This window comes from Vibrio sp. 10N.222.55.A1, from assembly GCF_041473835.1.
GTDB classification, from domain to species: Bacteria; Pseudomonadota; Gammaproteobacteria; order Enterobacterales; family Vibrionaceae; genus Vibrio; species Vibrio crassostreae_C.
Map to the genome: position 1 here is coordinate 113,469 of NZ_JBFRSX010000067.1, position 21,233 is coordinate 134,701.

At 45.6% G+C, this 21,233-nt stretch carries 15 protein-coding genes; 8 read left to right on the forward strand and 7 right to left on the reverse strand.

Features of this window, described 5'->3' with window-relative positions:
- Positions 1-75: 75 nt before the first annotated feature.
- Both AB4493_RS18950 and AB4493_RS18955 read right to left on the reverse strand, forming a co-directional pair.
- Positions 76-2,043: an Hsp70 family protein gene (locus AB4493_RS18950; protein WP_372155600.1), complete on the reverse strand. Its 1,968-nt coding sequence runs from the start codon at positions 2,041-2,043 to the stop codon at positions 76-78.
- A complete protein-coding gene (locus AB4493_RS18955; RefSeq protein WP_017060436.1) occupies positions 2,043-2,675 on the reverse strand; it encodes a DUF2760 domain-containing protein in 633 nt (210 codons plus the stop codon). The genes AB4493_RS18950 and AB4493_RS18955 overlap by 1 nt, the downstream gene beginning before the upstream one ends.
- Before the next feature lie 348 nt (positions 2,676-3,023).
- On the opposite strand from AB4493_RS18955, the gene AB4493_RS18960 reads away from it, so the two are divergent.
- Together AB4493_RS18960 and AB4493_RS18965 are read left to right on the forward strand one after the other, a co-directional pair.
- Positions 3,024-4,562: a sensor domain-containing diguanylate cyclase gene (locus AB4493_RS18960; RefSeq protein ID WP_136974818.1), complete on the forward strand. Its 1,539-nt coding sequence runs from the start codon at positions 3,024-3,026 to the stop codon at positions 4,560-4,562.
- An 87-nt stretch (positions 4,563-4,649) separates the two neighbouring features.
- Positions 4,650-5,180, forward strand: coding sequence for a 3'-5' exonuclease (locus tag AB4493_RS18965; protein WP_017068784.1), 531 nt, complete (start codon positions 4,650-4,652; stop codon positions 5,178-5,180).
- Between the two features lie 122 nt (positions 5,181-5,302).
- On the opposite strand, the gene AB4493_RS18970 is transcribed toward AB4493_RS18965, so the two are convergent.
- From AB4493_RS18970 to AB4493_RS18980, 3 genes are all read right to left on the reverse strand, one after another.
- Complete coding sequence (locus AB4493_RS18970; RefSeq protein ID WP_017060439.1) at positions 5,303-5,752, reverse strand: TerB family tellurite resistance protein; 450 nt, start codon at positions 5,750-5,752, stop codon at positions 5,303-5,305.
- 153 nt (positions 5,753-5,905) lie between these two features.
- On the reverse strand, positions 5,906-7,915 hold the full coding sequence (locus AB4493_RS18975) for an alkaline phosphatase family protein (RefSeq protein ID WP_372155601.1): 2,010 nt from the start codon (positions 7,913-7,915) through the stop codon (positions 5,906-5,908).
- A gap of 24 nt (positions 7,916-7,939) precedes the next feature.
- A complete protein-coding gene (locus tag AB4493_RS18980) occupies positions 7,940-8,470 on the reverse strand; it encodes a hypothetical protein (protein ID WP_136974816.1) in 531 nt (176 codons plus the stop codon).
- Between the two features lie 80 nt (positions 8,471-8,550).
- On the opposite strand from AB4493_RS18980, the gene AB4493_RS18985 reads away from it, so the two are divergent.
- The 3 genes from AB4493_RS18985 (at position 8,551) to AB4493_RS18995 (ending at position 14,759) form a co-directional block, all read left to right on the forward strand.
- The gene (locus tag AB4493_RS18985; RefSeq protein WP_372155602.1) at positions 8,551-9,879 is read left to right on the forward strand and encodes a MipA/OmpV family protein; all 1,329 of its coding nucleotides are present in this window, start codon (positions 8,551-8,553) and stop codon (positions 9,877-9,879) included.
- A 198-nt stretch (positions 9,880-10,077) separates the two neighbouring features.
- Entirely contained in the window at positions 10,078-14,121 is a 4,044-nt protein-coding gene (gene hrpA, locus AB4493_RS18990; protein WP_136974815.1) for an ATP-dependent RNA helicase HrpA, read from the forward strand.
- 143 nt (positions 14,122-14,264) lie between these two features.
- Positions 14,265-14,759, forward strand: a complete 495-nt coding sequence (locus AB4493_RS18995) for an outer membrane beta-barrel protein (protein WP_017060444.1) — start codon at positions 14,265-14,267, stop codon at positions 14,757-14,759.
- Positions 14,760-14,913: 154 nt separating this feature from the next.
- Here the strand turns inward: AB4493_RS18995 and AB4493_RS19000 are convergent, their stop codons facing one another.
- Positions 14,914-15,696 (reverse strand): hypothetical protein, encoded by a 783-nt coding sequence (locus AB4493_RS19000; RefSeq protein WP_136974838.1) that lies wholly within the window; start codon positions 15,694-15,696, stop codon positions 14,914-14,916.
- Positions 15,617-16,408 carry a hypothetical protein gene (locus AB4493_RS19005; RefSeq protein WP_102321034.1) on the reverse strand — a complete coding sequence of 264 codons (792 nt, stop codon included), beginning with the start codon at positions 16,406-16,408 and terminating at the stop codon, positions 15,617-15,619. Before AB4493_RS19005 ends, AB4493_RS19000 begins: the two co-directional genes overlap by 80 nt.
- A 545-nt stretch (positions 16,409-16,953) precedes the next feature.
- Between AB4493_RS19005 and AB4493_RS19010 the strand changes: the two genes are divergently transcribed.
- The 3 genes from AB4493_RS19010 to AB4493_RS19020 all read left to right on the forward strand — a co-directional run bounded on the left by AB4493_RS19010 (position 16,954) and on the right by AB4493_RS19020 (position 21,224).
- Complete coding sequence (locus AB4493_RS19010) at positions 16,954-17,739, forward strand: TetR/AcrR family transcriptional regulator (RefSeq protein ID WP_004741595.1); 786 nt, start codon at positions 16,954-16,956, stop codon at positions 17,737-17,739.
- A gap of 171 nt (positions 17,740-17,910) precedes the next feature.
- Complete coding sequence (locus AB4493_RS19015) at positions 17,911-20,373, forward strand: RND family transporter (protein WP_372155603.1); 2,463 nt, start codon at positions 17,911-17,913, stop codon at positions 20,371-20,373.
- 44 nt (positions 20,374-20,417) lie between these two features.
- Positions 20,418-21,224 (forward strand): outer membrane lipoprotein-sorting protein, encoded by an 807-nt coding sequence (locus AB4493_RS19020; RefSeq protein WP_372112970.1) that lies wholly within the window; start codon positions 20,418-20,420, stop codon positions 21,222-21,224.
- Positions 21,225-21,233: the final 9 nt, after the last annotated feature.

The window sequence follows — 21,233 nt, forward strand, 5'->3', positions numbered from 1 at the left end:
CCTGACAAACAGGCAGGACTAGATTGAGAAATGCATTGATAAAGTAACGGCACCCGCTAAGGTGCCGTTGATTCATTATGCTTGTTCGTTTGAGTCGTTATTCGAGTCTTCACGAACATCGAACTCAACGTGCCACTTCTGACCGTTGTCAGTAGCAATCGCTTCTAGGTGTAAGGTGCCTAGCTCAGTAACGCGAGAAGCCAAAGTCACTGGAACCACTTCACCTTCGCGACGGCCTTCAGAAACCGGCAATGTCACTTGGATTTCAGGAAGCTCATCAAGCTCTTCAGGCGCCCAGTGATCAAGGTGCGTACCCGCTTCATCTTCACGACGAATGGTTGAACCGAAGAACTGGAAGTGTACTGGCTGACCAATCACTAGACCGAATTCTTGGCTAGGTACTTGTACGCTTGAACCTTCTTCCATACCAAATGGTGCAACACACAAAGCTTCCATCGGAGGAGCCATACCTGGGATAGCTGGCATCGCGCTTTCAATTCCTACGTAGTAAGAAGAAGCGATACCACCGCGGATACGAACGCCTTGGCCACGACGAACTGCGCCGTAGTATGAAGCGCCACTTGCAACCGCTAGGTCTAAATCTAAACCTGAAAGCTGTTTTGCGAACTCTTCGTCAGCATTGATCAACCATTCGTTGATCGTATCTGAAAGACGATCAGCAAGTAGGTTCGATTTTAGAACACCACCATTGAACAGGATTGCTGTTGGCTTGATGAAGTCTGCCGCTGGCGCTTCTGACCCTTGCGTACCGGGCATACCGGGCATACCGGGCATGTTTGCAAACGGGTTGAAATCTTGCTGAGCCGTTTCGCTATTTCCAGAAAGCGCGTTCGCTTGCTTAGAAAGGAATGCGGCAATGTGACGAGTGATACCTGCGTCTTGAGCGTAAGGCAGACCCATTTGAGTCAGTGCGCCACGTGTCTTTTGTACTGGATGCTCAGTCACGGCTACTTTCGGGAAGAAGCCATCAACCAATGTTTGTTGTACTTCTTGCTGAGTCAGTTCTGTTTTCAGTGTTGCGCCAAGCAGTTTAGAACCACGGCTTGGAACAACGATAGGCACAGATTGCAGTTCAGCATCGTTAAGCAGTGCTTCTTTCGCATCACGACATGCGTGAGTCATCGCTTGAACCTGCCAAGGAGCCAGTTCTTTGCCTTCTTGCGCCAGTTTCATTTTCAGACGGTAAGCCAGTGCTAAGTCCATGTTGTCGCCGCCAAGTAGGATGTGTTCACCTACTGCGATACGGTTCAGGCTTAGGTTACCGTCATCTTGTGTTACTTCAACTAACGAAAGGTCGGTTGTACCACCACCGATATCGACAACAAGAACGATGTCACCAACGTTTACTTCATCACGCCATGTGTCGTTGCTGTTATCAATCCAGCTGTAAAGAGCCGCTTGTGGCTCTTCAAGAAGCGTTAGGTGAGTGAAACCGACATTACGTGCAGCTTCTGCTGTTAGGTCACGAGCCGCAGGATCAAACGAAGCTGGAACCGTGATCGTTACATCTTGGTCTGCCAGTTTGTGTTCTGGGTTTGCGTGGTTCCATGCGTCTTTAAGATGCTCAAGGTACAATTCAGTTGTCTTAAGCGGAGATACTTTTTCAACTTCTTCAGGGCTGCCTGCAGGAAGGAAAGCATCGCGACGGTTAACACCACCGTGGCATAACCAAGATTTTGCACTTGCTACCAAACGGATAGGGGTTTTAGAACCAAGGTTACGAGCAATTGCACCCACTAGCGCTTTTGGCTCTGAAGACCAAGGAAGAACGCGAGAGCCCGCATTCATTTCATGTTCGTGCGGTTGGTATAGGAACGAGCCAAGTTGGCTGCGAGTTTCTACTGTACCTGGCGCCGTCAGTTGAGGGATTTGCATCACCTCAACGCGAGCGTCTTCATTGCTTGTGTCTATGTAAGACAAAACGCAATGTGTAGTACCTAAATCGATACCAACACTGAACTTGGGTACCTGGTTTTGCTCTTGAGAAGATGGCTCTTGAGCTGAATGATTTTGGTGTTCCATTATAGCTCCACCTCTGCCGGTGCAATTACAGATGCATCGTAGTTTTCAGCAAGCTTAGGCAGGTTCATGTCAGTTGCTTTCCAACCTTTGTGAACTAGTGTGCCGTTGAATGGTGCATTGCCCGTTACGTTGCCAGTTAGGCGAATTTCTTGAGGGTTGAAACCTTCAGCGATAGTGATACGTGTTTCTTCATCTTCAGTGCGGATGTGAGACAGCGTTACGTAATCAGCCAATACTTTTTGACCGCCAGTGTGAATAACACGAGCTGCTGCGCCAACTTCTTCATCAGAGAATGACGTTAGGTCTTCTTTTAAGAAGTCGATAAGGCGCGCTTCTTGCTGCATGATAGACAGTAGCTGCATTGCAGAGTCTGTTGGTGCTGTAGCAAGCTTAGATTCAACTTCTACTACTTTTTCGATCACACGTTCAACTTCTACTACTTTCTCTACTTCGACAATTTTCTCAACTGGCTTTTCAACTTCAACGACCTTTTCTACTGGTTTTTCTACGACTTTCTCAACCACTTTGGTTTTACGAGAAACGGCAATTAACAGTAGTAAAACGCTTGATGCAGTTAGGCCTGCGTGAAGCATATCAAACGTTTGTGGGATTAGGTTCAAATCAACGATCATAGTGATTTCTCTTTAAAATTGATTTAACGGTATATTCGTCGGTTCAAAGGAATATACAGGTTGGAAAGAAACTCATTGGCACTAAGCCGAAACGGTCACTTTCAAGCTATAAATATGGATGGATACTAGCATATTCAAGGCTTAAGAGTGGTATTTAATGTTTTTAATCAAGTGGGTTTTTGGTGTGTTAGCTTGAAATTTAGTCGAGATTCGGTCGAATATTGGTCGTCGATGTGAGGGCAAGGTAAACAATGCCCGTTTTATGTCAGTTTTAAGACTAAACAGAAATAGAGCATGATTCCCTTCCGTTATATACTTTTAACTCATTAGAGACTATTTGGAAGCCACATGCCGCACACTACCGACCCACTTACAGGGTTGAAGAGACGAACTCTCCCATTGGTCGTATTTTTGGTCAGTTTTTTGATTACTGTGTTGTGTTTTATATTAGTCGCGTTAAACCAAAACCGCGCGTTAAATATGAATTTGGATAGCTTTACTACTCACCAGACACTGAGTTTGGAAGCGTTTATCGCTAATGACGTGGCTTACATTGGTTCTGGTGCTAATTTTTTCTACGCAAATGATCCTGAAAACTGGGATAAGTTTGATCGTTTTGCACAACAAACGATTAATGTTTCAAAAAGTCTAATTGGCTTGCAGTGGATGCAAAAAGTGGCAGCAGACGAGATTGCCGAGCATACCGCTAAGATGAAAGAAAAATACCCGTCTTACGAGCTGTTCACTATTCCAAAACACGAAGCCAAAGTCTTTGGTTACATCTTAGATGGTGAGCCGGCGTTCATTGCTAGTGACCTGTATCCCAACACACAAGCAAACGACAATGTACTTGGCTTTTATTTTTCTCGTGAGCGCTTCAAGCTGGTTTTAGATAATATTAAACAGACACGTAAAGCGAATATTTCAGACAAAGTTCGCTTGCTTCAAGACGGCTTAGATCAAAATACACTAAAGACCGGCATGTTGGTTTATCACCCTGTGTTTGAAGGCGAAAGCGATAATCTACTTGGCGTTGTGATTGGTGTGGTTCGAACGACTTACTACTTTGAAAATCTACTGGCTTCGGCAGTGGGAGACATGGATGTCTATATTCGTGTTACCGATACGGGTTTCGAAGCAGAAAACTCCCCAATATTGTTTGAAACCGAGGGTTATGAAGCGGTATCTGGGCACCACATTACCAAAACAATCTCACTGACCAATCGAGATTGGAAGGTCGATTACAAAATAGATTCATGCATCTCTTTCTATGGTTATCTGGTGTTAACCGGAATCGCGTTAGTCGGAACAACTATCTCATTGCTGTTGGCGTATATCGTTAATATGCAAATCCGAGAGAAAGAGCGCTTGTATCAAATGCTTGATAAAAGAACAGAAGAGCTTCGTTTTCTAGCCAACCACGACAGCCTGACCGAGGTTTATAACCGACGTGCTTTCAATAAGATGTTAGATAAAGCGATACAGCGAAATGAACCCTTTAGTCTCATCGGATTTGATGTCGACAAGTTCAAAGGCATTAACGACCAATTCGGTCACCCTGCAGGGGATGCTTTACTCATTCATGTAATTAAATTGATTTCAGTGAGCTTGAAAGAGGGGGATAACCTGTTTCGTATAGGTGGAGATGAGTTCTGTATCATTTCTAGTATTACAAACCATGAAGCCCTAGAACGATACTTACAATGTATTCTAAGAACAGTGAGCCAGTCTCATTTTGAGCACAAAGGTCGACAGCTCAGTTGTACTTTGAGTATTGGTGCTGCTATTTACGCTAATGAAAACACGGAAGAGATTCTGCAAAAAACAGACAGTATGCTCTATCAAAGTAAGTCGAATGGCCGAAATCGAGTGACAATTGCAGGCTAAATGAGCACTTGATACAACTAGGGTCGAGTTCTGTATTGGGCTCATGTACAATTTCACAAAATTTTTGACGAGAGAATTAGGCGACGTATGAATCACAATCGAGTTGTGTGTTTCGATTTGGAAATGTGCTGTTGGAGCGAAGACGGTGTGGGAACAACAGGAGAGATCATTGAAGTTGGTCTTGCTGAGATTGATCTAGCATCCGGTACTATCGTGAAGCGAGCACAATACTACGTTAAGCCAGAGAAAGACGAAGTCTCTCTATTCTGTGCCGAGTTAACGGGCATTACACCTCGTAAAATCGAAAAGCAGGGTCGCCCATTAGAGTCTGTCATCAAGTCGATGATTAAGAACTTTGGTGGTCCCAAAAAAATCTACGCAGCGTGGGGACGTGACGACCTTATCTTACACAAAGAGTGTATTGAAAAAGGCATCGAGCCTCCGTTTAGCGAGTTCTTAAACATCGCAACGCTTTACCGTGTTCAGAATCGCTTGAAAGACAAACGCATTGGTCACCGCGCTGCTCAAGAAGCCAAAAATATTGAGTGGGAAGGTCGTCAGCACTCGGGTTATGTCGATGCTTATAATCTTGCGAAACTCACATTAACTATGTTGTAGCTAAATTTTTAGCTCCTCTCAGCCCTGTTTAGTCAGCTTTCAGTTTACCGATTCAAAAAAGCGACCGGTTTCTTAACCCGTCGCTTTTATTTATTTCAGTTTCCAATTCATTATTTCAGGCACTAATTTTCGCCTAAAACACTTAACTTACTCTTGATGAAGTCACAGTGGTCGACGTAGAGCAGTTCTGCTGTTTTGCGGATCACAGAATCTTCGATAGGGTCAATTTCCCCGTCGGCATGCGCTACTTCCCACATCGCTTTGATTAAGTCGATTCGCACTGGCTGAGATAGGTCTCTGAGTTGCGATGTAAAGTCATACAGCGATACTGATTGCTCTACTTTCGGCTCTGCTTGCGCGAGCAGTACCTTTGCTTGTTCTTCATCTAAATCCAGCAAACGCTGCAGAAGCTGTAGCTTAGCGACTCTTTCTGATTCATTGATCTGATGGTCGGCACCCGCGACTTCACACAACAAACTCGCGATGGCGATATTAGGTGATGTGCCTTGGTTTTTGCTTAGGTCCTGGCCTTCAATCAATTGTTTAAACATTGATGTGAGAGAATTGAACATAACGAGCTCCAGTTAAAATTTGTATCGAGTTCCGTAACGCTGATAGCTATCAACTATAACCATAAGCATAACTATTGGGTCTACAGAGTGTGATCGCAAGCGTCTTTACTAAAAACTGACATTACGGATACGCGAGCGATAAGGAGCATTTTATCAATCGGGCTCTGGGAAACGGGTAATTTTACCGTCGCCACTGAGTGTCGTGATCGATTGCGGTTTCCCATCAGTGTCTAGCCTCAATTCTCCAATCGCACTGCGGTTTGAAAGGCGATAGAAGGTCTGATTGTCGGGGCTTCGCTTTTCGATCTTCAAGCGTTTACGCTTGGTGAAGTAGTTCAAAACTGAGCGAGGGCTGTATAACAGACGGTCCCATACATCGCAGAATTTAAGCAGCGGAGCAGGGAACTGATTTTTAATACCACTGCAGGTGATTTGATAGATGTTCGGGCTGTTGCGACGATACCTAAGCTTGATATCGTAAGCAAAGGAGTAGTGAACGTCACCAGAAAGCACCACGAAATTGGTCGGTGTTTTGGTATGGGTAAAGATGCTGATCAGCGTATTAGCACTGCCCGGATGCGCCATCCAGTTTTCAGCGTCAATCACCAATGGCTTACCGATTGTGGTCGCCATTTTTTGCAGTGTTTCAATAAACTTCACGCCAAACATCGGTGCAGCAGAAACGATCACTACTTTATCTTGATGCAGTAACTGGTGCTGAAACTCAATCAAGGCTTCCCAGTCCATCAAACCTGAAGGCTTATTCATGCGCGACTCGGAACGCCAACGACGCGTTCGAGTATCTAACACAATGACTTTGGGTGAAGTATCTATTGTGTAATGCCACTCTTCAAAGCGACTCAGCATCTCAATAAAGGCTTGATGCTTATCTGGCTCGATATTGCTAACAGAGTGAATAGTATTGCTATCATCGGCTTCATTATGCGCTTGTTTAGTAATGCGCGGTTGAGCGACAAAAAGCTGTTTTGCTTGCTCGATAAACGTTTCGTCGAAGCTCTCCGGTTTGTTACCCCAACCCTGACACATCCAGTAAGCCGCAAGGCCGTTACCTATCACTTGAGTGGCGAACTGGTTTTGGTCGACAGCATGCTCCCAACCCACAGTAAGGTTCCAATCATCGGTAACATCGTGATCATCGAAGATCATGTAAGTTGGAATATGCGCGAACAGACGTTGTACTTGCGGTAAGCCAGCAATGAAATCATCCATAATGACGCTTTCATCCCGCCACTGTTGCTGCTCAGTCGGTGTTAATTGGCGTCCACCTTGCGTGAAGTTATTCTCAATTAAACGCTCTCGATTGACGCATTGCCACAGTGTTGGAGACCAAACCAACAAGTACATCGCGATAAACTCAGACAGCGTGACCAAGTGGTTTTCACAATCGGTAGAACTAAATATCGGCACGCCACGATTCAGGAAGAACTTATCGAGCGTGGATTCTGAAGCGGTGTGGTGCGGTAAATAGTGATGACGCTGATATAAGTGATATTCACTGCTATACAGCGCGTCACTGCTGTTGATTTGCTTAATTTGCGAGTCAGTCGGTAAGCTCTCACCTACAAGGCCAAGCAGTTGAATCACCTGCTGAATAGCATCAAGTGTTGGCCCTGCCACATGGTCGGCGTAAATCTGGTCGCCGCTCATCATCAGCATGTCAGGTCTTTCAGCGACGCTTTGATCGGCTATCTTGTTATCGGCTGCGACTAAGCTGTCTTTGCTTGGATGATGCGGGTTACGGCAAGAGCCATGAAGAATGTAATCAGCCGAGGTCGATATCTTAAACTCAACGCGAGATTTACCGTTGTAAACAAGGTGAGGGGCGAGCTCTTTTAGTGAACCTGACTCTGTGTGAATGTCATATTCAAGAAGCGTATTAGTCGGAAACTCACCTTGTAAGCGAATTAGCGTTACCCACGCATGTGTACCGATTTGAATCGAATCATGTTCTTCAAGCGATGAGGTATAAAACGGCTGGTCTTGTGCTGCTTCAGAATCGTCTATTTCTTGAGTATGAAGCTCGGCTCTGCCTGTAAGAGGCGAGCTGGTGGCTAACCAAAGTACCACTTCAGTCGCGGTGGTTTTTCTTAAAATGGGTCCGGCGAGTAACAGGGGAAGAGATGATGTCGTAGAGGGTTTCAATACGGTACCTAAAATCGTTGGTGGCTAGTCGTCGTGGTGTTCTTTTGTTTCGATCTTATTTGTGTCTGGCTTTGTGGTTTCAAGCGTTGATGCTTCAAGTTCTACTGAGTCAGATTCTGTTGTTTTAAACTCTGCAATCTCAGGCTCTGTCGTTTCAGATTCTGTTGATTCAAGAACTTCGATAACTTCTGAGCTAGAAAGTTCATGGCCCATTAGAAATATTGCCAATAGGGCATCGGCTTTGGTCTTGGTATCGGAAGGCTCGTCTAATAACAGTTCGAGCTTTTCTCGAATCATAGCAATCTCGTGCTCAACAAAGCCACGGCCTTCTTCATCCCCTTGATTGTCTTCAGGGGCATTATCGAATTCAAGAAATAGCATGTCACCGTCTAGGTTGGTATCCACCAAACGCTCAGGCAACCACGCCTCACCCATAACAATATCTGGATCGGAATCTTTGGGTAAGTGATCTATAATGTTTTGTAATTCGGAGACTTTCACAATACTTTCATTTAACCGAGAATATTCTACATTGTAACGGTCAATGCCGAGCAAACCTAAAAATAGTTAGCCGTCATGGTTAATAAATGTCTAATCAGTAACACAATATTTTTTCAAAGAGTAATTACACAAGAATGAAGCTCAAATATTTACCGACTCTTCCTTCATCTGGATTGGTTTTACTAGGTAGCGCTTTCCTAAGTGGCATTTTCGTAAGTGCTAATGCGTGGGCCGCTGAAGAGCAAGAGTGGGGCATCGCTGCAATGTTCCGTACAGCAAGCATCCCTTATGACACGTCTGGTGGCGACCAATCGGTTAGCTCATTCGTACCGATGCTGTTTTTCAAGAACGATTATGTGTTTATTGACGGTACTGAGATGGGGGCATACCTCTATCAAACTGACGATGAGAAGTGGTCTTTCAATGCTATCTCTCGCATACGCTTTATTGATATTCCTGCATCTGAGCAGAACGCGATTGAAGGCGATACGGCGGACTTTGGTGCTCAACTGACCTACCAACTTGATGATTCTTGGTCTGTCGAGACGGAGTTAATGAGCGACAGTGAATACAACTTCCACGGTAACTTACGAGCTAAAGCCAAGTATGAAACTGGAGATTGGGAGTTTTACCCGAGCGCGACGCTGCGTTATAAAAGTGCTGATTTCAACAGTGAGTATTACTCCGCATCTAATGAAACCATTGGTGCTGGTGTTGACTTAAATGTTGGTGTTGAAACGCGTTACCATGTGGTTTCTAATTTGTACTTATTGGGTTCAACCAGTGTGACTCGATTGGACGATAACGCTTACGATTCTTCGATTGTTGAAGACCGTTATCAGGGGGAATTGTACCTTGGCTTTGGTTTCTTTAACGACAAAGAGAAAGCGCCAAAACCTAAACTGAGCAATGCGCCGTACTTACGTGTCGCACACGGCTGGGGAACGCCATCCAATATTGGCGACATCATGAAGTTCAATCGAGAGAAAGACGAATACAACAACCAGTTGACCTCGTTCTTCTATGGACACCCGTTAACCGATGAGATCTTCGGTTTGCCACTGGATATCTATTTAACCCCAGGTATTGCGCACCACTGGAGTTCAGACGTTCAATCGAGCAGCACCGAATACATTATCGCAATCAAGGCGTACTACACCTTTGATTGGCCAACTCAGTGGCGTGTTGGTGTGGCAGAAGGTATGTCTTACATCGATTCGATTACCTATATCGAAGGCTCTGAGATGGACCGTAAAGGTTACACCGCAAGCCATCTATTGAACTACTTAGACTTCTCATTCGATGTCAACGTTGGCGACTTGATTGGTAAGAATGACTTGAACAACTTATGGTTCGGTTATTCATTGCATCACCGTTCTGCAATCTTTGAAAAATCCTCTCAGTATGGTCGTATCAAAGGCGGTAGTAACTACAACACGGTTTACTTCCAGTACGAGTTTTAAGCGCAGTTTTTAACGTTAGCTTTAAACCAGAGTTGACTAAGTACGAATTACATTTGACCGCGCTTTCATAGCTCCTGCGAGTGTTAGCGAGATTAATCAGCCTGATAGCTAAAGGTTTTCCCTTTGCTGTCAGGCTTTTTTGTTTGAGACTTGTGATATAATCGCGCGAGTTTAATAAGTACAAGAATAGGACACGCTTTGACTTCGTCTCCGGAAAAAGCAGATAACAACAAGAATGCAGCACAGCCAAGTTCTTCACAGAGCAAAGCCAAGCCAAACCAAGCTGCATCGAAAAAATCTGCTGAACAATCAGCGACAAACAACAAATCATCTCAGAATAGCCCAGCCTCTCTTCGTAAAGCGCTCAACGAATGTATGATACGCGATCGCTTCCGTTTGAGTAAGCGAATTGCTGGTGCGAGCAAAATTAAGAACGAACAAGCTAAGCACGCTGTCTTTGATGAGATTGCGTTAGACATTGCTAAGTCGATGATGACGGCAACTCAGCGTGCGGCACAGAAACCAACGATTGAATACCCAGAAATTCTCCCGGTTAGCCAAAAGCGCGAAGACATCGCGAAAGCCATCGCTGAAAACCAAGTGGTTATCGTGGCGGGTGAAACGGGTTCGGGTAAAACCACTCAGCTACCAAAAATCTGTTCTGAGCTTGGCCGCGGCCGCTTTGGCTTAATTGGTCACACTCAGCCCCGTCGTCTTGCGGCGCGTTCGGTTGCGAACCGTATTGCTGAAGAGATGGAAACACAGCTGGGTGAGTTCGTTGGTTATAAGGTTCGATTCAACGACCAGATTTCTGACAATACCCAAATCAAACTGATGACCGACGGTATTCTACTGGCGGAGATTCAACACGACCGTTTCTTAAATCAGTACGACACCATCATTATCGATGAAGCGCACGAACGTAGCCTGAACATCGATTTCATCATGGGTTACCTGAAAGAGTTACTGCCAAAGCGTCCTGATCTGAAAGTGATCATCACGTCGGCAACCATCGATCCAGAGCGTTTCTCTAAGCACTTTAACAATGCACCGATCATTGAAGTGTCTGGTCGTACTTACCCAGTTGATACGCGTTACCGCCCATTAGGTGGTGATGAAAGTGATTCAGACCGCGACCAAATCGAAGGCATCTTTGAAGCCGTTGATGAGCTGTGTGATGAAGGCCTTGGCGATATCTTGATCTTCATGAACGGTGAGCGAGAAATTCGTGATACCGCAGATGCATTAAGTAAACGCAACCTTCGTGATACCGAAATTGTCCCGCTTTACGCGCGTCTATCGGCGGGTGAGCAGAACCGTATCTTCCAGTCTCATACTGGTCGACGCATCGTTCTGGCAACCAACGTGGCAGAAACCTCGTTAACCGTTCCGGGCATCAAGTATGTTATCGACCCGGGTACGGCGCGTATCAGCCGCTACAGCTACCGTACTAAAGTACAACGTCTACCGATTGAGCCAGTATCTCAAGCGAGTGCTAACCAGCGTAAAGGTCGTTGTGGTCGTGTTGCGGAAGGTATCTGTATTCGTCTGTACTCAGAGGAAGATTTCGAATCACGCCCAGAGTTTACTGACCCAGAAATCCTTCGTACTAACCTAGCGTCTGTAATTCTTCAGATGACAGCGCTTGGTCTAGGCGACATTCAAGCGTTCCCATTTGTTGAAGCGCCCGATAAGCGCAACATTCAAGATGGTGTAAGGCTGCTTGAAGAGCTTGGTGCGATCGCCACCGTTGAACCGTCAGCGAACAAAAACAAGAACCACGGCGACGACAAGAAGAAGCTAACCGCGATTGGTCGTAAGCTGGCAAAACTGCCTATCGATCCACGTTTAGCGCGTATGGTAATTGAAGCGCCACGTAACCGATGCCTACACGAAGTGATGGTGATCGCGTCTGCGTTGTCGATTCAAGATCCGCGTGAGCGTCCATCAGATAAGCAACAATCGTCTGATGACAAGCACAAGCGTTTCTTCGATAAAGAGTCTGACTTCATCACGTTTGTGAACTTATGGGATTACATCAAGCAGCAGCAAAAAGCATTGTCGAGTAACCAGTTCCGCAAACAGTGTAAGCAAGATTACCTCAACTATTTACGTATCCGTGAATGGCAAGATGTGTACTTCCAAATTCACCAAGCAATGCGTGAGCTAGATACTAAGTTGAATACAGAACCGGGCAGCTACGATGGCATTCACATGTCACTGCTATCAGGTCTGCTTTCGCACATCGGTATGAAAGACCAAGAGAAGAATGAGTATCAAGGTGCACGTAATGCACGCTTCCACATCTTCCCTGCGTCTGGCCTATTTAAGAAACAGCCTAAGTGGATCATGTCTGCGGAGCTGGTAGAAACCTCAAAACTTTGGGGCCGTGTTATCGCGAAGATTCAACCTGAATGGATTGAACCGCTAGCGAAACACCTGATTAAACGCAGTTACAGCGAACCACATTGGTCGAAGAAACAAGCAGCGGTAATGGCACACGAAAAAGTGATGCTTTACGGAATCCCAATCGTACCTAAGCGCCTTGTGAACTACGGCGCGATTGATGCCACCGTCAGCCGTGAGTTGTTTGTACGTAGTGCATTAGTAGAAGGTGAGTGGGAAACCAAACACGCTTTCTTCAAGCAGAACCGTAAGCTTCTACAAGAAGTCGAAGAGCTCGAGCATAAATCGCGTCGTCGTGACATCTTGATCGACGATGATGAACTGTTCGATTTCTATGACCAGCGTGTTGGTGAAGAGGCGGTTTCTGGCCGTCACTTTGATACATGGTGGAAGAAGACCAGTCAGAAAACCCCTGAGCTGCTTAACTTTGAAAAATCGATGCTGTTCCGCGGTGATGCTAGCCACGTTACCGATCTGGATTACCCGAACTTCTGGCACCAAAACGGTATCAAGCTCAAGCTGAGTTACCAATTTGAGCCGGGCGACGATAACGATGGTGTAACGGTACACATTCCGCTGCCTATCTTGAACCAAATTGACCAAAACGGTTTTGATTGGCAGATCCCAGGCCTGCGTCAGGAACTGGTGATTAGCCTAATTAAGTCACTACCTAAAACGCTACGCCGTAACTTTGTACCTGCGCCAAACTACGCAGATGCATTCTTGGCACGTGTGACACCGCTTGAAGCACCGTTACTGGATTCTCTTGAGAAAGAGCTACGCCGCATGACGGGTGTGGAAGTGGTACGTGATGACTGGAAGTTAGACCAGATTCCAGAGCACTTAAAGGTAACATTCCGCGCTGTAGATCATCGCAAGCGTAAGCTGAAAGAACAGAAAGACCTGCATGAGCTAAAAGAAAGTCTGAAAGACAAGGTTCAAGAAACGCTTTCTAAGGTTGCTGACGACGATATTGAACAACAGAACCTGCATACCTGGAGCTTTGGTGAGTTACCAAAAGTGTATCAGCAGAAACGCGGCGGCTACGATGTTAAAGCCTTCCCAGCGCTGGTGGATTCTAAAGACAGCGTAGAGATCAAACTGTTCGAAACCGAGCAAGAGCAAATCTCGGCAATGAAATCGGGTCAGCGTCGTTTAATCTTGTTGAACGTGCCATCACCGATCAAATACTTGCACTCGAACCTGCCGAACAAATCGAAACTTGGCTTGTACTTCAACCCATACGGACAGGTACTCGATCTTATCGATGACTGTATCGCTTGTGGTATTGATAAGCTGATTGAAGAGAAGGGCGGTTTGGTTTGGGAACCAGAGCAGTTTGAAGCTCTGAAAGAACACGTACGTGCAGAGCTGGGTGATACCGTAGTAGAGATTGCTCAACAGGTTGAAACCATCCTAACCACGGCATTCAGCATCAGTAAAAAGCTGAAAGGACGCGTGGATCTTTCTATGGCATTCGCACTTTCTGACATAAAAGCTCAAGTAGAAGGTTTGATTTTTAAGGGTTTTGCCACAGAATGTGGGTGGAAACGCTTGCCGGATATTCTACGCTATATGAGAGCGATTGAACGCCGCATGGAAAAACTGCCAATTGACCCGAACAAAGATCGTCTTCACATGATCAAAGTTGAGTCAGTAATGAATGATTACAAAGAACTGCTGAATAAAATTCCAAAAGGGATCGCGGTTCCAGAAAATGTAAAAGAGGTGCGTTGGATGATAGAAGAGCTTCGTGTAAGCTTCTTCGCACAGCAGCTCGGTACGCCTTACCCAGTATCAGATAAGCGTGTTAAAAACGCGATTGATGCTTGCTAAAGGAATAAAGCTAGACGCAATGGCAAGGTTTGGGTATAAATCTTGCTTATTGCATTACTAATTGAATAGTTATTACATACAGGGCGACTTGGTGGCAATTTATTACCACTCAAGGCCTGCCACTAGGACGAAAAAGGTCGAATATGAAAAAAACGTTATTGGCACTAGCACTACTAGGTGCATCTTCAACAGCAATGGCTGATTCTTGGTTGTACGGCGGTGTAATGGGTGGTCAAAACTCATTCGCTGGTGAAGATGAAAACGCGGTGGGCATCCACGTAGGTACAGGTATCCTTCCACTAATCGGTGTTGAAGCGGGTTACTGGGATCTAGGTTCTTTCGACAACGTTAGCTACGGCAACCGTGCTAAACAAGGTGTTGACGTAAGCACTGCTTACCTAGCGATCAAACCAAGCATCGACTTCGGTCCTCTTCACGTATACGCGAAGGGTGGTCTTCACTCATACGAAGTGAAAGGCGATAACTTCAAGCAAGACGATGTAGACGTAATGTACGCTGTAGGCGCTGAATACTTTATCTTTGGTCCACTATCTGTAGGCGCTAGCTACCAAAACTTCAAAATGAAAGATGACGACTCTGGCGTTTTCTCTCTAAACGCAACTATCCACCTACTGTAATTAATCAGTAAGACGATCGTAAATAACGGTCGGTTAGTCGCTAAAGAGTTCGTAAGAACTCAATAAAAAATGCCAGCTTAATAGCTGGCATTTTTGTATCTGTTAACCGTGTAATTGCAACTCTGTTTTCTTCTAACAGGCAGCGGGTAGACGGTTACTTTTTACTGTTCAGAATACGCTGGATTCTTGGGTTAATCGCTTTGCCGTGCTGGCTTTCGTACTCTTCACGTTTTAAATCGTTTAGGTTTTTCACTGAGTTAGCGGCAAGCAGGAATTGCGGCAACTCCGTTTCCAGCATGCCTTTCTCATCTAAACGTTTTGCTTCCAAGTAGTACTTCTTAAACAGACCATCCAGCTTGTTTTCAGCCGTACGCTTCAAGTCATACAGTTTGTTCTGAATCAGCCATTTTTCAATTTTGTTGGCAGCGGTGCGAGACAACACACGGATACGGCTATCCAGCAACTCTTCTTCAGTTAAAGAATCTTTCAGGATCCACAGCTCACCCATTTGCGGCGGCCAGCTGTTGCCAAGCTGAATACGTTCGTGGCAGTGCATTAAAACGCGGTTAAGGCCGTCTGAATCAACAGAGTTGGCAAACTCAATGAACTTACCGCTTGGCTCACTACCGTACTGATATTCCCACTGCGTTTCGTACACGCTCAAGAAAGAGCCGAACACGTGAATACACCAATCGGTTAGTTCCAGCTCTGCAGGATCTTGATCAACAACAGGTACTTGTTGAGACGCACCAGAATCCGCAGCTTGTGCAGCCGCTACTTTCACTTCGGTACTTTGCGCTTCAATCACTTCAGGTACTAATGGACCTGTAGCGTCAGGTACAACAGGTTGAGCTGGCTCAGAAGGTTGGCTTTTTGCCTTTTTGAATGAGCTGCTGCCTGAAGCGTTCAGATGGGCTAAGCTTTTGTCTATACCCATTTCCTTGAGCTTGTCCTGCATTTCCTGAATATTGAGAGGTCTTCTGCTGTTGTTGTCTTTCATTTTGCTTCTCGTTAACTAGCCAGTACTGCAGCTTGGATTCAATCCGAGATAATGGCATTAATTCATTGGCTTTGGCTTTATACCAGAGGACAAATTTCTTCCATACTAAACTATGGTCACCGGTCAAACCGGAGAATTTAAACGCACGTTCTGCCCATGATGGTATCTCTTCTTCGTTGAGATCATGAGTAGAGACGGTGTTGCTGTTCATTGAGCCTCGACCTTGTGGGCGAGGGGCCTGCTGCATATGTTGCATTGGTGCCGGAGCAGGCTGAAACTTAGGTGCAGGTGCAGGTGCAGGTGCAGGTGCAGGTGCAGGTGCCGTAGAGTAGACCGGAATACTATTGGTCGGTTGAACCTCAACGTGCGCCGCAGTTTGCTCTTGCTCAATGAGCATTTTGAAAACGTGAATCTCTTTTTTATCCCGATAATCTACTTTTACCTTATCGAGAAAACCTTGGTCGACTAAACACTTAAGACAGTCGGCTAAACCAAACGTAGAGAGAGCACAAAGTTGACCTGCTGTTTGTAGGCACACATTGGTGTAGCCGAATTCGTCAGCACCGTCTGCAAGCATCAATAAAACCAGCTTTTCTGCAGGGCTAGAAGTATTCACTTGCCAAGCTAAATAAGAATATTTGGCGCTCAATATCGTGTTCTCAAAAAAGGTAAGTCGTTGTCACTATTGTAAGTCACCCCTTACCGAATTTATAGCAACTTAACAGAAAACGGCATTAGTAAGCCAAATATTGACCATAAGGAGACGTCTGCCCCATAAAGTAAGCCTACAGTCATTCATTCTTGTGGTTTAAGCTAGGAATCATTGGGCATGAATACGCATAGCAGCTTAAAGTGCCGACATTCTTTGTTAGGTTAAGAATGCCCAATTCGCGTCCACATTCTGTTGGTCACAATACAGGTCTTCTTTTAAAGTCTTCTCTTTAGGTCAACTATTGATGATTTTCTTAGCTATATCCCATTTATTCTCTTTCCATTCACAAAATGTATTTAATTTATAAAACCCCTTGATATGATCAATATTTGCGCTATTATGACGATAAGTCAGAAATGACGAAGCGTCACAAAATGGTTAACTACATGAATTTACTATTCGTGTTAATATATTGGATAGGAGTGTTTTAAATACTGGCGAAGCTTAGATAACGGCTAAGCTCATATACGGACTAAAAAATTATGTTTGGCTTTGGTTGTAAAGGCGATAAACAAGGTATCTTTGGTTGCAAAGGCGTGTTGTCTAAAAAGCAGCAGTCTATTGCAGACCGAGAAGTAGAGTTGATGTTGTTAGCAAAAGATCTGGTTCGAGAACAAGGGTTCGGAAACCTCACGATGGACAAGCTAACGGCAGCGAGCTCTTATTCTAAAGGTACGATATACAATCACTTTTGCAGCAAAGAAGACGTCGTTTTAGCGTTATGTATTCACTCTCTCAAGACAGAAGCAATGATGTTTGCTCGCTCTGGAGAGTTTGAAGGCAACACACGTGAAAAGATCGTCGCATTGCACGTTGCTTACCGAATCTATGCTCGCATGGAACCGGTACTATCAACCTGTGCGATCATGGCTAAAAGCCCGTGGGTACTAGAGAAAGCGTCTAGTGCACGCGTCGCCGAGATGAATGAACTGGAAGAGTTGGTGATTGAACAATGCGACTCTATGGTTAACCAAGCGGTAGAAGCGGGTGACCTAAAGTTCTCTTCTGGCGTTGGCTCAGATGCCATCGTTTTTGCTAACTGGTCAATCGCATTTGGTTCAAATGCTTTGTCACAGAATGCATCAAACAGTCATTGTATTAAGCGGTTACAAGACCCGTATTCAGTATTACACAACGCGAACATGATTCTAGACGGCCTCAATTGGCAGCCCCTTTCTAGTGACTGGGATTACCGCAAAACTTGGCGTCGTGTAGAACAAGAACTGTTCAGTGAAGAGATCGCTTACTTAGAGTCTGTAGGTCGATAGCTTCCGTTAAGCCCACACATGTGGGTTTATTAATAACCATTTTTGACGATTCGTCACAAACTTGAGACTGACCGACTGTGGTTGCTGTTTTCTTGAGTGTTTGACTAAGCATTGTGTCTTTTGTCAGCTTCGGCAGGCTTTTTATGACACAAATATGACGAATCGTCACAAATGGAGACTGTGATGAAACATGACAGCCAGAAGCCCACGTTCGATCAGCAAAACCGAGATAACCCTAATGCTGATAGCGCAAACACAGATCTAAACAGTTGGCACTCAATACCTACCAAGCGTTCGTTTATCGTTCTGCTGGTGGTGTTTTCAATCATCATTCTCTCTGCATTAGGGGCTAAGAACCTCTACTTTAGAGGGGACTACAACATCTTCTTCGAAGGCACCAACAAGCAGTTGATGGCGTTCGATGAAATCCAAACCACCTTTGCAAAAACCGACAACCTTGCGATTGTTGTCGCACCTGAAGATGGCAATGTCTTCACCCCTGAAACTCTCACCCTGATTCAAAATCTCACGGTTGATGCGTGGCAGATCCCGTATTCAAGCCGTGTCGATTCCCTTGCTAATTATCAGCACACCGAAGCCATTGAAGATGATCTTTTGGTAGAAGACTTGCTGTATGAAGAGTACGAACACACACCAGAACGCATCGCCAAAGTAAAACAGATCGCCCTTAACGAACCGTTGCTTAAGAATGCCTTGGTGTCGGCCTCTGGCGATGTGACGATTGTGAACGTCACCGTGCAACTGCCAGAAGTGGACAAAACCGCAGAAGTGCAAGAGGTGATTGCGGCAATCAATACCATGATCGGCAAGTACCAAGCTCAGTATCCTAATGTCGAATTCCTTAAAGCGGGCATCATAGCCATGAACAACGCGTTTATGACTTCGGCTCAAGAAGACAGCTCAACGCTCGTTCCCTTGATGCTGTTGGTGGTACTGGTGTTCCTGACCTTTATGCTGCGCTCGTTCTTTAGTGTGGTGGCGACGCTCATTGTGATCATCTCTTCGATTGTTGCCACCATGGGATTGTCTGGTTGGGCAGGGATGTTCTTGAGTACCGCAACCGTGAATGTGCCAACCTTGGTTTTAACTTTGGCGGTGGCTGATTGTGTTCACGTGATTGTGACCATGAGACAAGCGATGCAGCGCGGTATGGAGAAAGCACAAGCCATTCAATACAGCATCAAGCTCAATGCGATGCCGATTCTGATTACTTCTGTCACCACCGCGATTGGCTTCTTGATGATGAACATGTCGGATTCTCCCGTATTGCGAGACTTCGGTAACTTGTCGGCATTGGGCGTGATCATCGCGTGTTTCCTCTCTGTGACCATGCTTCCTGCGCTGTTAAAGCTCTTGCCAGTGAAGACCTTGCCAGCCAATGAGGCCGCACAAAACAAAGTGACCTTCATGGATAAACTGGGCGACTTTGTGGTGACCAACCGCAAAGCTCTGCTGCCTATTTCGACTCTAGTGATTGTTGGTGCAGCCGCGTTAATTCCGTTGAACAAAGTGAATGATGAATCGGTGAAGTATTTCGATACCTCAAGCGAATTCAGACAAGCAGCCGATTTCATGGAACAGACCGTAAGTGGCATGACGACCATCAGTATTGCGGTGAAAACCAATGAGTCTCAAGCGATTGCCGATCCTGTGTTCTTGCAAGCGATTGGTGACTTTACTGATTGGCTACGCGTACAACCAGAAACCGACCACGTGGCCACGCTTTCCGATGTTTACATGCGTTTGAATAAGAACATGCACGGCGATGATAACAGTTACTACCAACTGCCACTTAACCGAGAGTTAGCCGCGCAATACTTACTGCTTTACGAGATGTCATTGCCGTACGGTTTGGACTTGAACAACCAAATCAATGTCGATAAATCATCGATCAAAATGGTACTCACCGTCGATAACCTTGGCAGCGTTGAGCTAGTCGAACTCGAAGAGCGCATTTACTCATGGTTTGCAGCCAATGCACCGCAATATGAAGTGGTGGCTTCGAGCCCGTCACTGATGTTTGCTCATATTGGCGAAACCAACATGGCGAGCATGCTATCAACTTTGCCTATCACCCTAGTGCTTATCTCTGGCTTGATGATCTTTGCATTGCGCTCGGTTCGCTTAGGCATGATCAGCCTAGTGCCCAACATTGCGCCTGCGATCATTGGCTTTGGTTTATGGGCGCTTATCTCAGGTGAAATCAACCTCGGTTTGTCAGTCGTGGTCACGCTCACGTTGGGTATCGTGGTTGATGATGCGGTGCACTTCTTGAGTAAATACCAGCGCGCAAGAATCGAAGGGAAATCAGCAGAAGAAGCGGTTCGATACGCTTTCCACACCGTAGGTCGCGCTTTGTGGATCACCACTGTTGTGCTAGTGGCCGGTTTCTCTGTACTGGCGATGTCGAGCTTCAGACTCAACTCCGACATGGGCTTACTCAGCGCGATTGTGATTTTCATTGCGCTGGTGGTCGATTTCATCTTGCTACCAAGCTTACTGATGATCTTCGACAAACAGACCCACTATTCAGCTAAAACTCAGCACGAATCAAAGCCAGATACCAAGTCGCAGCCTAGATCGACAGCCGAACTGACTACTTCGACCAAATAAGGAAACGTCGGCCTGCTGCGGTGGGCTGACTCAAGGAGATATTTATGAAAAGCGTTAAACAAACATTCGCTACTACATTACTTACTGTTAGCTCGTTGGCACTGAGCACATTCGCCGCTTTCCCAGCATTAGCAGACCCAGCGAAAGGCTTAGAAATTGCCGAACAACGCAAAGCCGCCGATGTCGGGTGGGGCGATTCTGTCGCAACCATGGAAATGCTACTTCGCAACAAACAGGGCGAAAGCAGTACACGTCTGATGCGATTGAAATCTTTGGAAGTCGATGACGATGGCGACAAAGGCTTAACCATTTTTGATGAACCACGCGACGTAAAAGGCACGGCTTTCCTAAACCATTCGCACATCACCAAATCCGATGACCAGTGGTTGTATCTTCCTGCACTCAAGCGTGTAAAACGCATCTCTTCACGCAACAAATCTGGCCCGTTTATGGGCAGTGAATTTGCGTATGAGGACTTAAGCTCGTTTGAACTTGAAAAGTACACCTTCAACTACATTGAAGACGCGAAACTGGAAGGCGTAGACACCTTTGTTTTAGAGCAAGTACCGACCGATAAAAACTCAGGCTACACCATGCAAAAGGTATGGCTAGACCAACAGCACTACCGCCCAATGAAAGTCGAGTTTTACGACCGCAAAGGCGCACTGCTTAAAACTCTATCGTTCCAAGATTACAAACAGTACCTAAACCAATACTGGCGCGCACACACCATGGCGATGCAAAACCATCAAACAGGCAAAAGCACCGTATTAACCACGACAGATTTAGTGTTCCAGACCGGTCTTAAAGACAAGGATTTCCAAAAGAACACACTAAAACGTGCGAAATAAGGCAGGAAG